Annotated in this window: 5 protein-coding genes; all 5 read left to right on the top strand. The window is 58.9% G+C overall.

Features of this window, described 5'->3' with window-relative positions; all coding sequences use genetic code 11:
• Positions 1-195 precede the first annotated feature (195 nt).
• On the top strand, positions 196-672 hold the full coding sequence (gene greB / locus G8764_RS10175) for a transcription elongation factor GreB (RefSeq protein ID WP_166164532.1): 477 nt from the start codon (positions 196-198) through the stop codon (positions 670-672).
• Between the two features lie 314 nt (positions 673-986).
• Positions 987-3,005 (top strand): efflux RND transporter periplasmic adaptor subunit, encoded by a 2,019-nt coding sequence (locus tag G8764_RS10170; RefSeq protein WP_166164531.1) that lies wholly within the window; start codon positions 987-989, stop codon positions 3,003-3,005.
• Complete coding sequence (locus tag G8764_RS10165) at positions 2,993-5,212, top strand: site-2 protease family protein (protein ID WP_166164530.1); 2,220 nt, start codon at positions 2,993-2,995, stop codon at positions 5,210-5,212. The genes G8764_RS10170 and G8764_RS10165 overlap by 13 nt, the downstream gene beginning before the upstream one ends.
• A gap of 42 nt (positions 5,213-5,254) precedes the next feature.
• Entirely contained in the window at positions 5,255-6,214 is a 960-nt protein-coding gene (locus tag G8764_RS10160; protein WP_166164529.1) for an efflux RND transporter periplasmic adaptor subunit, read from the top strand.
• A gap of 30 nt (positions 6,215-6,244) precedes the next feature.
• Positions 6,245-15,151, top strand: an 8,907-nt coding sequence (locus G8764_RS10155) for a cadherin-like domain-containing protein (RefSeq protein WP_166164528.1), incomplete at its 3' end; no start/stop codon positions are given.

Raw genomic sequence — 15,151 nt, 5'->3', positions numbered from 1 at the left:
TCCGCAATAGAGCCCTTTTTTCGTTTTCGGCGCTTGTGCCACGGCGCCCAGACTTGCCATTAATCGTTCGCCCAGCCGGGATTTACTCAAGCCGGGCTTGTCACAAGTGCCCGCCTGTTCTTTAATCCCCCCTCGCTGTAGTTATCTATTCACTATCTATAGTTATCTGTTCGTTATCGCCGAGGGCTAAAGGCATTGAAATCTAACCTGATTACCCGTGAGGGTTACGACACCCTGAAAAAGGAACTGGATTACCTGTGGCGGGAGGAGCGTCCGGAGGTGACGAAGAAAGTTTCCTGGGCGGCGTCGCTGGGGGATCGCAGTGAAAATGCCGATTACCAGTACAACAAGAAGCGCCTGCGGGAAATCGACCGCCGGGTGCGCTATCTGCGCAAGAGCATCGAGAACCTGAAAATCGTCGACTACCACCCGCAGCAAGAGGGCAAGGTCTTTTTTGGTGCCTGGGTGGAAGTGGAGAGTGAATCCGGTGAGCTGAAAAAATTCCGCATTGTCGGCTACGACGAGATCTTCGGTCGCACGGATTATATCTCCATCGATTCGCCCATGGCGCGGGCGCTATTGAAAAAAGAAGTGGACGATGAAGTGGTGGTGCGGGCTCCCGCCGGGGAGATGACCTGGTTTATTACTGCTATTGAGTACCCGCAGGGCTGAGTTTGCTGGCTGCACCTCGATCAATCATCGGAGTGGAATTCCTGGGAAAAGAAGAAGAAATAAATAACCAAATCGTGATGGCGGGCAGGGAAGCTCCAACTCGCTACAGGCTTCCCCCGCTGATGTCGGGGGACCGGCATTAACCGAGATGCCTGTCGTGACGCTAAGCACAGGCGACCATAACTATTTCACCCTGCCGGCGCATCTATTCAGCGCGCGTCCAATTTCCTTTCTATACTTCAGGCATCAGAAGCGGCACCCACTAAATTGTGGCAATAGGTGCCATCCTTTTATATTCGAATTTACAGAGTTTCATGCTGCAGTCTTGGTTAAATCAGGTGTGTAAGGTATTGCCCGGCGTGGTCGAGGCAATCGTGGTAACACCACTTCAGGGTCAGGAGGAGGGCGTCATTGCGGCCAGTTGGCCGCAGCAAGCCGCTGCCACCGCGCAGCTTCGCAGTATTGCCACGGTCGCCGCCAGGAGCGACGAACCGGTGGTGTCCGCAGCCAAGAACGGGCTGCTGGTGGGCCGCGCCTTGGGTTCGAGCAAGCCCGGTGCAGCGGTGTTGGCCGGTGCCGCGGTGGCGCTGCATTTGGATGTGCCGGCAACGAGTCGCGATACCTTGTTGCAGTTGCTGGATTGGTCGCTGGATTGGCTGACACTGCTGGTGCAGCAAAGCGGGTCGGCCAGCGGTTCGGGTCTGGCAGGCAACAGTGTGCAGGCGGCGGAGGTATTGTCCGACTGGCTGCAACAGACTATCGATGGGCCACCCCAGGGCAGCCTGGCCCACGATATTTGTTTGCGGCTGGTGCAACTGCTGGGCTGCCAGCGGGTTTCTATCGGCCTGCTCAAGGGCGGCGAGCTTAAATTGACGGGTACGTCCGCCAGCCGCCAGTTTGACCCGCACTCGGACTTTGCCGGTTTACTGGAAGAGGTGATGAACGACGCCGTTGCCAGCGGTAGGCCGCGACAGCGGGCTAACGGTGACGGCCAGCCCAAAGACGCTCACTTTCGGCTGTGTGCCAGCGTCGGCGGCGGCCGGGTCTATTCGGTGCCACTGCTGGAGGCCAGCGCTCCTAACTCAGACGGCGATCAAGCAGCTGCTGGTGCTGTTGGTGCCGGGGGGGCTCTCAGTGCCGGGGGCTCTAATACTGCAGCCGTCGCGAATAGAGCTAAGGGCTTTAACACCGCTGCAGGCTCTAATGCTGTTGCAGTCGCTAATACCGCTGAAGGCTCCAATACCGCTGAAGGCTCAAATATCGCTGAAGGCTTTCATAACGCTGAAGGCTCAAATATCGCTGAAGGCTTTCATAACGCTGAAGGCTCTAACCCCAATCCACTGGCCTGGGCGGTGGTGGTGTGCGAAACGGGCGCGGAACAGGCGTTTGATGAACATTTCCTGCGCCAGGCAGCCAGCTGGATACCGGCGTTGGTGCCGCTGCTGCGCCTGCAGCCGCGCCGGCAACGCGGCTTGTGGCAGCATTGGCGGCAACGCCTGGGGCAATTCTTTAACGGCCCCGAAGCTCGTAAAAACCGGGTTGCGCTGGGGGTTGGCTTGCTGGTGCTGGTGACCCTGCTATTCGGCCAGGCCACCTATCGTGTCAACGCCGACGCGGTGCTGGAGGGCCGGGTGCAACGGGCGGTGGTGGCACCCTTCGACAGCTATATCGCCACCGCCCTGGTGCGCGCGGGTGAGGAAGTGGAGGAGGGTGCTCTGCTGGCGGAGCTGGATGATCGGGAGTTGTTGCTGGAGCTGGACAAGCTCGGCAGCCAGCGCAATGAATACGAAAAGCAGTACCGCCAGGCTCTGGCGCAGCTGGACCGTGCCGAATCGCGCATCGTGCAAGCGCAGATCGCCCAGGTGGATGCGAATATCCAGTTGCTGCAGCAGCAGCGTGGCCGGGCCCAGTTGCGGGCGCCGCTGGCCGGGGTGGTGATCAAAGGTGACCTGCATCATTCCCTCGGCGCACCGGTGGAGAAGGGCCAGGTGTTGTTCGAGCTGGCGCCGTTGGACGAATACCGCCTCACCCTGGAAATTGATGAACGCGACATCGCCGCGGTCAGGGTGGGCCAGCAGGGCAGCCTGGTGCTGGCGGCGTTGCCACGACAAAAAATTCCCTTTGTGGTGGAAAATATCGCCGCAGTGCTGGGTGAAGAGACTGGCGAGACGGTCTACCGCACCGAGGCGCGGCTGGATTTCCCGGTGGCCTCCTTGCGCCCGGGTATGCAGGGGGTAGGCAAGGTTGAAGTGGGGCAGCGCTCGATTATCTGGATTGCCTTCCACGACCTGCTGGACTGGTGGCGCATCCGGGTATGGCTATGGATGCCCTGAACACTGCCAGCATAAACCTGGTGCCAGAGGCCGCGCCCGCGCCCTGGGAGCGGGTGCGGGAATTGCGGCTGCGGCTCAAGCGTGACTGCAATATCTATCGGCACCGCTACCTGGGCCAAAACAGTTACATCATTAAAGACGCGCTGACCTCGGCTCATTTTCGTCTCACCGAACTGGCCTGGCGCCTGCTGTCGCAGCTGGACGGGCAGCTCAGCGTTGAGGCGGCCTACCAGTCCCTCAGTCCGGCGGAACGGGCCGCGCTCTCCCACGATGACGTGATTCGGTTGCTGGCCGGGCTGCGGCAGGCCGAGCTGCTGGAGACGGCCACTGACGCCGCGGGCCAGGATTGGATTGGCTTGAGCGCCAGGCCCGGCGTAAACCGCGCCGTGCCGGGGGTGGGGCGGGAGCGCTGGCGGGACAAGTTGAAGCGGCCGTTTATGATCAAGCTGCCGCTGTGGAACCCGGACCGCAGCCTGGACATTATAGTCGCCTGGACTCGCCCGCTGTTGCTGAGCCGGCTGCTGCTGCCCGCGGCCCTGTTGCTGTTGGGCTGGGCCTGCCTGCAAACAGGGCGGCAGTGGCTGGAGCTGCAGGAACACTGGCAGAGTCGTTTTCTCGATCCCTATAACCTGCTGTCGCTGTGGCTGTTGTATCCGCTGATCAAATTGGTGCACGAACTGGCTCACGGGGTGGCGGTCAAGCTGCGCGGCGGCAAGGTCAAGGAAATGGGTATCATGCTGCTGTTGCTGATGCCGATTCCCTACGTCAACGCCTCGGCCAGTACTACATTTCCCAACAAGTACCAGCGCTTATGGGTGGCGGCGGCGGGCATCGTTGCGGAGTTGCTGCTGGCGGTGGTAGCGCTGGCGGTGTGGCTGGGCACTGAGCCGGGCCTGGTCCGGGACCTGGCCTTCAACACCCTGTTTATCGGCGCCGCCTCCACCCTGTTGTTTAACGGCAACCCTTTATTGCGCTTCGACGGTTATTACGTGCTCTGCGATTGGCTGGAGATGCCCAATCTGGGCACCCGCGCCCAGCAGTACCTGGGTTATCTGACCCAGCGCTACCTGTTTGGCCTGACCCAGCGGCAAGCGCCCATGGCGCAGCGCCGGGAGCAGCCCTGGTTGTTGGCCTACGGGGTGTTGTCGGGGCTGTATCGGCTGTTGCTGGGCGTCACCATTGCCCTGTTCCTGGCCAGCAAGTTTTTCCTGCTGGGGGTGCTGCTGGCGCTCTGGTTCCTGCTGCTGCAGATTGCGCTGCCGCTGCAGCGTAACTGTCGCACACTGTTGCAAGCGGCAGTGGCGGAAAACGCGCTGCTGCGGGTGGCGGTGCGGGGCACTGCGGTCGCGCTCCTGGTTTGGTGGGCACTGTTTGTGCTGCCCATCAGCCAGTCCACCCGGGCCTACGGCGTGGTGCAATTGCCGGAAGGTGCAGAAGTGCGCAGTGGCAGCGCCGGCTTTGTCGAGCAAGTGTTGATTGAGCCCGGTGTGATGGTCGGCGCCGGTCAAGCCCTGCTGCAGCTTGCCAATCCGGAGTTGGAGCGGGACCTGCAGGTCTTGCAGGCGCGCAAACAGGAATTAGAGGCTCGCTATCGCAGCGCCAGTGCGACGGACACAGTGGCGGCCGCGATTTTGATTGGCCAGCTCAAGGCCATCGATGAGGAGTTGCGGGATGCGCGCCAGCAATTGCAAAAATTGCGTCTCACCAGCCCGGTGGAGGGTGTCTTGCAGCTGCCCGCTGCCACCGATCTGCCCGGTCGCTATATCGAGAAAGGCCAGGTGCTGGGTTATGTCAGCGCCGCGGGCCAATTGCGCGCTCGGGTGGTCGTCAACCAGTGGGACGTGCGGCGGGTGATGGAGCAATCGGCGGCCATCCAGATCCGCCTGCCCGGTGCTAGCGGCGATATTATCAGCGCTGAACTGGTGCAAGCGGTGCCGTCGGCGACCCGGGAGTTGCCCAGTGCCCTGCTGGGCAGTAAACGGGGTGGCCTGATGCAGGTGGATGCCCGCGATGAGCGAGGGCTGGCACTGTTGCGCAGTGTCTTCCAGTTCGATGTGCAATTTACCGCCCCCGGCGCTCTCAACCTTCTCGGCAGCCGGGTTTTGGTCAGGTTTGTGCATTCCGAGCGGCCACTCGCCCGGCATCTGGCTGAGCGGTTAAAACAATGGTCGCTGGAATCTCCTTTTTTAAAATATGTACTAGACTGAAAGCAGTAGCAATCTGGTATTTTTTCTTGGAGTGATAACTCGGTGGCATTCGAACATTTCTACGGACGGCAATTTACCCGACCGGTTGGCATAGTAACCCTGGTTTTAACCTCAATCCTGGCGCCGGTCCAGTGGGCTGCGGCTGACAGTGCTGATCGGGCCAAAGCTGCTCAGGGGGGCGCCGGCATTGATGCGCAGGCTGATATCCTGCCCGTCGACTGCGTGATCAACCCCTACAAAACCATTGAAATGAGCAGCGCGGTGCCGGGTGTTATCGACAATGTCAAAGTCGAGCGCAGCCAGTTTGTGCAGCGCGGCCAGGTGGTGGCCGAGCTGGATGCCGGCGTGGAGCGGGCTACAGTGGCATTGGCCAAGCGCCGCGCAGCCATCGAGGCCGATACCCAGGTCAGCCTGATCAATCTCAATTACGACGAGCGCGAGCAGCGCCGTATCGACTCCCTCTACCAGAAGAAGGCAGTGACCTTCCGGCACAAGGATGACGCCGATCGCGAGGCCCAGTTGTCGGCCTGGAAGCTGCGCCAGGCCCGGGACCTGGAAGAGATTCGGGCGCTGGAATTGGCGCGGGCGGAAGAGCAGCTGAAACAGAAAACCATTCGTTCCACCATCGATGGCTTTGTCTCCCGAATTTACAAATCCTCCGGCGAATACATCGAAGACCAACCCATATTGCAGATTGTGCAAATCAATCCCCTGCGCATAGAGGCGATCGTACCCATGAGCCTGTTTGGACGTATCCAGCCGGGCATGGTGGCGGAAGTGGCCCCTGAAGCCGCCTCCAGCGGCAAGCATCACGCAGAGGTGACCGTGGTAGACCGCATCGGCGACGCCGCCAGTGGCACATTCGGGGTGCGGCTGGAATTGCCCAACGAGAATTACCAATTACCCGCTGGCCTCAAGTGCGGACTGCGGTTTCTTAACGTCGAGGAACAAGCCGCTTACGAGCAATCACTTGAACCACAGGTGTCCATGCAAGCCCGTTAAGGTTGCACTGATCAGCGGGGAGCAATCAGCGTGAAGAGTACCACTGGAGTTTGGTTGAAAGGCCTGGGTGCGGGAGCAATGCGGCTGCGCCAGCGTGCCTATTGTTCGGTGCGGGCGCTGCGTGGCAGCTTGCAAGTGCCGGCTGCACCGGTGGGAAAGCGCACACTGGAGCGGTTGGAGCCGCGTATTTTACTGTCTGCGGACCCGCTCTCCAGCAGCCTGGACAGCCTGGTCAACGACGATCACGACTCCCGGCAGCAGCTCGATTCCTTCGCATCAATCGAGCAACTGGCCGATAACCTGGTCACGGATTTTAACCCTGGTACGGATTTTAACCCCGCCAATGATGATGGCAGGGATTCCGGCCGCCAGCAGCATACCGCGCTCGACCTGTCCCAGTTGAACGAGTTGCTGGCAGCCCAGCCGCTGGCGGACGTGGCCGAGCAGCGCCAGGAAATCATCTTTGTCGACACCGCCACCCCCGACTACCAAACCCTGATCGATGGCATCGTCAGCAGCAGCGCCACCGATTACCAGATCATTGCAATTGACCGCAGCAGCGATGGCATCGCCATCATCAGCGACTACCTCAACGGGGCGGAGAACATCGATGCCGTGCACCTGGTCTCCCACGGTAAGGCCGGCGGTGTGCAGTTGGGCAATACCTGGCTCGACCAGGCGTCCCTCGGTGAATTTGCCGATTTGATCGCCAGTTGGTCCACGGGCCTCAACAGCGATGCGGATTTGCTGATCTACGGCTGTAACCTGGCCGCCGACGCCAGCGGTCAGGACTTGTTGCAAGCCCTGGCTGAGCTCACCGGCGCCGATGTGGCCGCCAGTGACGACCTCACCGGTGCCGCAGATTTGGGCGGCGACTGGGAGCTGGAGTTCCAGCTGGGGAGTATCCAGGCCAATATACCTTTTAGCCTGGCACTGCAATCGAGCTGGAGCGGCGTGCTCTCGACCCATCAATACGGCGATTCATTTTCAAGCGTGGCCTACAACAACAGCGACGGCGCCCTTGACTGGAGTGCTAACCCCTGGGCTGAGAGTGGTGATGACGGCAGCGCTAGCAGCGGCGCGATCATGGTCACGACTCTGGGCGCCGACGATCTGCTCAAGATTGGCGGCGGTTCCGGCAGCCTCAAGCTGGAGCGGGCGGTGACCCACACCAGTGACGCCAACGGTTCGCTGGAGCTGTCGTTCGACTACCAGCGCAATAATTTTAGCGACGGTGACGACAAGGTTTATCTGCAAATCTCGGACAACGGCGCTTCCTGGAGCACAATCCATACTTTTGACAACTCAGGCGGTGGCTCGGACGCCAGTCTCAGCACCCTGGAGTTTTACGTCACCAATTACGACTCCCGCACCACCTGGATCCGCTTCAATACTGATGCTGGCCTGGACGCCGGTGCGGCGTTGTATATCGATGATTTTGAAGTCAAATTCAATACCAACACCCTGTGGTTGTCCACTGAGGGCGATGTCGTATCCCCCAGCGGTGCGCCGGGCCAGGACTCCTGGCAGGACTCCGACGTACTCAACTTTGCGCCGGATGCCGGCGGTTTTGGCGACGCTACCAGCGGCAGCTTCGGTTGGGTCATGGAGTCGGACCGCTTTATCGACTATCCGCTGTTCGACAGCGATATCGATGCGATTCACTACGTGACCAAGGATATTTCAGTGGGTACGGGCGGCAGCCCCATCAATTTGCTTGAGGGAGACGTATTGTTTTCCACCACCGGCACCGAGACCCTGGTGAGCAGTAATATCCTGATAGCGAATGATAACGATGTGGTGCGCTATCGGCCGGATGTGGCGGGTGATTATTCTGCCGGTACCTTTCAGCGTATTTTTACCAGCTCAGGCCCCCAGAACCTGACTGGTCTGACCCTGGTTGAGGAATCTACCGTGGTATCTGCGGATACCACCCTGGACGAGGGAACCTTCCTGATCACCGTTGCCGGTGGGCCTAATGCTCGTGACATTCTGTTGGTGACCCCGGGGGATCTGTCGGCTTCACCTACCAATATCACTCAGCAAGTGTTTATCCTGGGTTCCGAAGAGTTGGTGGTCGACAACGATATCTTTCCCTCCGGTCCGGAGGGGCTGGAACTGATCGAGAATGAAGTGACTATCGGTGGTGTGACCCTGGCTGAGGGCACGCTGTTGATGACTATGAACCTCGACAGTGGCATAAAACTGGATACCGATCCGGCCAATTGGGTGATTGAAACCCGCTACGATATCTACGCCTTGAACCTGACCCAAACCTACCTCAACTCCGGCTCGACCCGCGGCGCCGTGTCGCTGTTTTACGATGGCGGGGATGTAGGCCTGGATCTGGTCGCTGAAAGCCTGGATGCCATTTCGCTGTTTGTACCGCAGAGAAGTAATACCCTGCCCAGCGGGTCGGTTGACATCACCGGCACTGTGATGGAAGACCAGACCCTGAGCGCGGATACCAGTAGCCTGGCTGATGCCGATGGCCTCGGCACATTCAATTATCAGTGGTTACGAGACGGTACGCCGATCAGTGGCGCCGACGCGAGTACCTATGCGCTTGACGATGCCGATGTAGGTGCCTTGATGAGCGTTGAGGTCAGCTATACCGATGGCGGTGGCACAGCGGAACTGGTCACCAGCGCAGAGACAGCGGCGGTAGTGAACGTCAATGACGCTCCCACCTTTACCACCACCGCCCTGACACCCGGTTATACCGCCGGTGGTGCCGCGGTCAACCTGTTCAGCGGCACCGCGATTGATACCATCGAGAGCGGCGATACCATCAGCGGCTTTGTGCTGACGGTGAGCAACGTCAGCGACACCACGGAATACCTGGCTATTGACGGGCTGGATATCGCTCTCAGCAATGGCAACAGTGGCACCACCACCACCAACAGCCTCGGCTACAGCGTCAGTGTTACTGGCACCACGGCCACGGTGACCATTAGCGGCGGCGCCATGACTGCCACTACTGCCGAGGGAATATTCAATGCCATTACTTACCGCAACAGCAGTAGCGAAGTGAGTTTTGGCAGTCGCAGCGTCACGGTGACCAGTATTACCGATAGTGGTGGTACTGCGAATGGCGGTGTAGAGACATCTTCCCCGGGTTTGGCTGCGAAAGTAATCGTCCCTACCCAGTATGCGGATTATTTTAGTAGTGTCGCCTACGACAACAGTGACGGCAGCATAGATTGGAGTGGCAATCCCTGGGTCGAGAGCGGTGATGATGGCAGCGTCGGCAGCGGCGCAATCAAAGTCACAACTCTGGGCGCCGATGACGTCTTGCAGATAGGTGGCGGCGCCGGTAGTGTCCAGCTGGAGCGCGTTATCACCCATACCAGTGATGCCAATGGTTCGCTGGAACTGCAGTTCAACTATCAGCGCGATAACTTTAGCGACGGCGACGACAAGGTCTACCTGGAAGTCTCCGCCGACGGTGTTACCTGGAGCACGGCTTACACCTTTGACAATTCCGGCGGCGGCTCGGATGCCAGCCCCACCTCTCTCGACTTTTCCATCACCAATTACGCGTCTCGTACCACCTGGTTCCGCTTTAATACAGATGCCGGCCTGGATGCCGGTGCGGCGCTGTATATTGATGATTTTGAGGTTGGCTACAACGCCAATACCCTTTGGCTCTCCACCGCCCACAATGTACCGTCACCCAGCGGCACCACGGGACTGGATTCCTGGAACGACTCCGATGTCATCAATTTTGATCCCGATGCCAACGGCTTTGGCGCGGACAGCAGTGGCAACTTTGGCTGGGCGTTTGATATCGATAATTTTTCCGCCAGCAACAATGCCGACATCAGCGCTCTGCATTATGTGACCGCGGATATTTCTGTAGGTACGGGTACGCCCATCAATTTGCTTGAAGGCGATGTGCTGTTGTCGCTCTGGTCCAGTGATACTCTCACTAGCAGCAATTCGCTGGCAGTGGGCATCGACGATGTAGTTCGTTTTCGTCCTGACGTCGCCGGTGATTACAGCGCGGGTACTTTTGAGTTGCTGTTTTCCCATCCGGGCAATTGGGGTATTAGCGGTATTTCGCTAGTGGAAGCCGATACTACAGTGGCTGATGTCGAATTGCAGAAAGGCACCTTTCTGATAACCGATCTCTCCGGGGGTAAGCGGTACGACATACAGGTATACACGCCTGGTGACCTGTCGGTAGACCCGCACGATGGTACGCTGCAAACCTTAATCAACGGCAAAGACAGCCCGGTCCCCTCTAAATGGCTGTTTGAGGATGGTCCGCTGGGGCTGGAACTGCTGGAAGTCGGTTATACCATTGGCGGGCAAACCTTTAACGAAGGCACAATTCTGGTGGCCACCGATGGTAATACCGGTGTCTTCCTCGACAATACAGTGGTCGGCACCAGCCAGGATATCTACGCTCTTAATATGACCCAGACCACCCTAGGCTCCGGTAATAATGCCGGCACCGTGTCATTGTTTCTGGATGGCTCCGATGTTGGTCTCGATACCTGGGCCGAAGGCATAGATGCGTTTTCGTTTTACCATTCCCAGGTAGCCACTAACAGCGTACCGAGCGGCACTGTGGTTATTACGGGTACGGTCATGGAGGATCAAACTCTCACTGCAGATCCCAGTGGCATTACCGACGCCGATGGCCTCGGCAGCTTTACCTACCAATGGCAGCGGGATGGCAGCGACATCAGTGGCGCTACCGCCAGTACCTACGTTCTCGATGATGCCGACGTTGGCGCGACAATGACTGTCGCGGTGCGCTATACCGATGCCGGTGGAACTATCGAGGACGTGACCAGCGCTGCTACAGTGGCTGTGGTCAATGTCAATGATGCCCCTACGTTTACCACCAACGCCCTAACCCCTACTTATACCGAGGGCGGGGCGGCGGTTAATCTGTTTAGCAGCACAGAAATTGATGCCATCGAGAGCGGTGACACTATCAGCGGTTTTGTACTCACCGTGGCCAACGTCAACGATTTTCTTGAAATTATTAATGTCGACGGTATTGATATCACCCTGACTAACGGCACCTCAGGCTCCACGGGCGTTAACGGACTCACCTTTAACGTCAGTGTGGTGGGCTCGACCGCCACCCTGACCTTATCCGGTGGCGCCATGGCCTCGGATACTGCCGAGGGAGTGTTTGACGCCATTACCTATCGCAACACCAACAACGACCCGACTACCGGTAACCGCACCGTAACCGTCAGCAGTGTTACTGACAGTGGTGGTACCGCCAATGGCGGCGTCGACACCGCTACTCCGGGTTTGGCGGCGACGGTTACAGTGGCGGCAGCCAATGACCGACCGACCGCCAACGCGGTTGCAGTGAATGCCGATGAAGACGGTACCACTGTATCTGGCAGTTTCTCTGTCAGCGATGTCGACAGCGGCGACAGTCACACTTTCGACATCACCAGTGCACCCGCTGAAGGTAGTGTCATCAACAATAACGATGGGACCTTTACTTTTGATCCAGGTACAGATTTCCAGGACCTGGCTGATGGTGAAACCCGGGATGTGACCTTTAATTACACCGCAACCGACAACTCCGGCGCGGCCAACGATACCAGTACCGCGGCGACCGTGACTGTGACTGTAACTGGTACTAATGACCAACCTGTGGCGGGTGCTGTAGCCATCAATGCTGATGAAGATGGGGCTACCGTCGACGGCAGTTTTGTACTGGCCAGCGATGCCGATAGCAGCGATAGTCACACTTTTGACATCACCAGCACGCCGTCCGAGGGCAGCGTTGTAAATAATGGTGATGGCACCTTTACTTTTGATCCGGGCACGGACTTTCAGGATCTGGCCGAAGGTGAAACTCGCGATGTGACCTTTAATTACACGGTTGTTGATGATTCTGGTACCGGTAACGCTACCAGTACCACTGCGATAGTGACCGTAACAGTGACTGGCAGTAACGACCGGCCCACTGCCAGTGCGGTGGCCATTAACGCTGACGAAGACGGCGCTACCGTCAACGGTGCCTTTGTACTCGGCAGCGATGCCGATACCGCCGATAGCCACACTTTTGCCATCACCAGTTCGCCTGCTGAAGGCAGCGTAATCAACAACAACGACGGCACCTTCACCTTCGATCCCGGCAGCGATTTCCAGGACCTGGCCGAAGGTGAAACCCGGGATGTGACCTTTAATTACACGGTTACCGATGACTCTGGTGAAAGTAATGATACCAGTGTCGCCGCCACTGTAACCGTCACGGTGACCGGTACTAACGACCGACCGACCGCCAGTGTTATCGGCGCGGGTGTGCTCTCATCGGGCGCGACAGTGACCGACAGCTTCCTGGTGGCAGATAGCGATAGTAATGATACACATACCTTCGCCATTACCAGCTCACCCATCGAAGGCAGTGTGATCAATAACAACGACGGCACCTTTACCTTCGATCCGGGCACGGATTTCCTCGACCTGGCCGCCGGTGCTACCCGCGATGCGACTTTTACCTACACCGCCACGGATAATTCCGGTACGGCCAATGCGACCAGCACCTCGACGGTTATCACGATTACCGTGAGTGGCGTCGGCGGTAATGCGCAGCCCATTGCCAATGCAGTCGCTATCGCAGCAGTCGAAGACAGCGTTACGGTTACCGACAATTTCTCTGTATCTGATGCGGATGTTGGTGATTCCCATACCTTTACTATCACCAGCAGCCCCAGTGAAGGCAGCGTTATCAACAACAATGACGGCAGTTTTACCTTCGATCCCGGCAGTGACTTCCAGGATCTGGCGAAGGGTGAAACCCGTATTGTAACTTTTGACTATATCGCCATCGATAATTCAGGTTGGGTAAACGATACCAGTACTACTGCGACTGTGTCGGTGACAGTGACCGGCACTAATGACCAGCCCACCGCCGATGCCGTCGCCATCAGTGCCGATGAAGACGGTGCTACCGTCAGCGGCAGTTTCCAGTTGGGTGGCGATGCGGACACGACTGACAGCCACACCTTTGATATCACCAGCGCGCCCGGCGAGGGCAGCGTGGTGAACAACAACGACGGCACCTTTACCTTCGATCCCGGCAGTGACTTCCAGGACCTGGCCGACGGCGAAACCCGTGACGTGACCTTTACCTACACCGCGATTGATGACTCCGGTACCGGCAATGCCACCAGTACATCGGCCACAGTGACCGTCACCGTGACCGGCAGCAACGATCAGCCTACCGCGGGTGCCGTAGCCATCAGTGCGGATGAAGACGGCACGACTGTCGACGGTACCTTTGTGCTGGCGGGCGACGCCGACAGCAGCGACGATCACACCTTCGATATCACCAGCGCGCCCAGCGAGGGCAGCGTGGTCAATAACAACAACGGCACCTTTACCTTCGATCCCGGCAGTGATTTCCAGGACCTGGCCGACGGTGAAACCCGTGACGTGACTTTTACCTACACGGCCATTGACGACTCTGGCACTGGCAACGCGACCAGTGCTTCGGCCACGGTGACCATCACGGTAACGGGTACCAACGACCAGCCGAGCGCCAGCGCGGTCGCCATCAGTGCCGATGAAGACGGTGCCACGGTTGACGGCACCTTTGTAGTCGCGGGCGACGCCGATACCACCGACAGTCACACCTTCGACATCACAAGCGCGCCCAGCGAGGGCAGTGTGGTCAACAACAACGACGGTACCTTCACCTTCGATCCGGGCAGTGACTTCCAGGATCTGGCCGACGGTGAGACCCGCGATGTGACCTTTACCTACACCGCGATTGATGATTCCGGTACCGGCAACGCCACCAGTACTTCAGCCACAGTAACCGTCACGGTAACGGGTACCAACGACCAGCCGAGCGCCAGCGCGGTAGCCATCAGTGCGGATGAAGACGGCACGACTGTCGGCGGTACCTTTGTGCTGGCGGGCGACGCCGACAGCAGCGACGATCACACCTTCGATATCACCAGCGCGCCCAGCGAGGGCAGCGTGGTGAACAACAACGATGGCACCTTTACCTTCGATCCCGGTAGTGATTTCCAGGACCTGGCCGACGGTGAGACCCGCGATGTGACCTTTACCTACACCGCGATTGATGATTCCGGTACCGGCAACGCCACCAGTACTTCAGCCACAGTAACCGTCACGGTAACGGGTACCAACGACCAGCCGAGCGCCAGCGCGGTAGCCATCAGTGCGGATGAGGACGGCGCGACCGTCGACGGCACCTTTGTGCTGGCGGGCGACGCCGACAGCAGCGACGATCACACCTTCGATATCACCAGCGCGCCCAGCGAGGGCAGCGTGGTCAATAACAACGACGGCACCTTCACCTTCGACCCGGGCAGTGATTTCCAGGACCTGGCCGACGGTGAAACCCGCGATGTGACTTTTACTTACACCGCCATCGATGATTCCGGCACTGGCAATGCCACCAGTACTGCCGCCACGGTAACAGTGACCGTGACCGGCACTAACGACCAGCCCACCGCCGGCGCGGTAGCCATCAGTGCCGATGAAGACGGCGCGACCGTCGACGGCACCTTTGTGCTGACCGGTGATGCCGACACCAGCGACAGCCACACTTTCGATATCACCAGCGCGCCGGCTGAAGGCAGTGTGGTGAACAACAACGACGGTACCTTCACCTTTGATCCCGGCAGTGATTTCCAGGACCTGGCCGACGGTGAAACCCGCGATGTGACTTTTACCTACACCGCCATTGATGATTCCGGCACCGGCAATGCCACCAGTACATCGGCTACTGTGACCGTCACTGTGACCGGCAGCAACGACCAGCCGAGCGCCAGCGCGGTCGCCATCAGCGCGGATGAAGGCGGCGCGACGGTTGACGGCACTTTTGTCGTCGCGGGTGACGCCGATACCACCGACATCCACACCTTCGACATCACCAGCGCGCCTGCCGAGGGCAGCGTGGTCAACAACAACGACGGTACC

This window comes from Pseudomaricurvus alcaniphilus, assembly GCF_011440395.1.
Lineage (GTDB): Bacteria > Pseudomonadota > Gammaproteobacteria > Pseudomonadales > Cellvibrionaceae > Pseudomaricurvus > Pseudomaricurvus alcaniphilus.
Note: the sequence above shows the minus strand (reverse complement) of the source record. Positions and strands in the feature narration are given on the sequence as shown.

Coding starts and splice junctions, on each gene's coding strand:
- G8764_RS10165 (WP_166164530.1), top strand. CDS start 2,993: ATGGATGCCCTGAACACTGCCAGCATAAACCTGGTGCCAGAGGCCGCG.
- G8764_RS10170 (WP_166164531.1), top strand. CDS start 987: ATGCTGCAGTCTTGGTTAAATCAGGTGTGTAAGGTATTGCCCGGCGTG.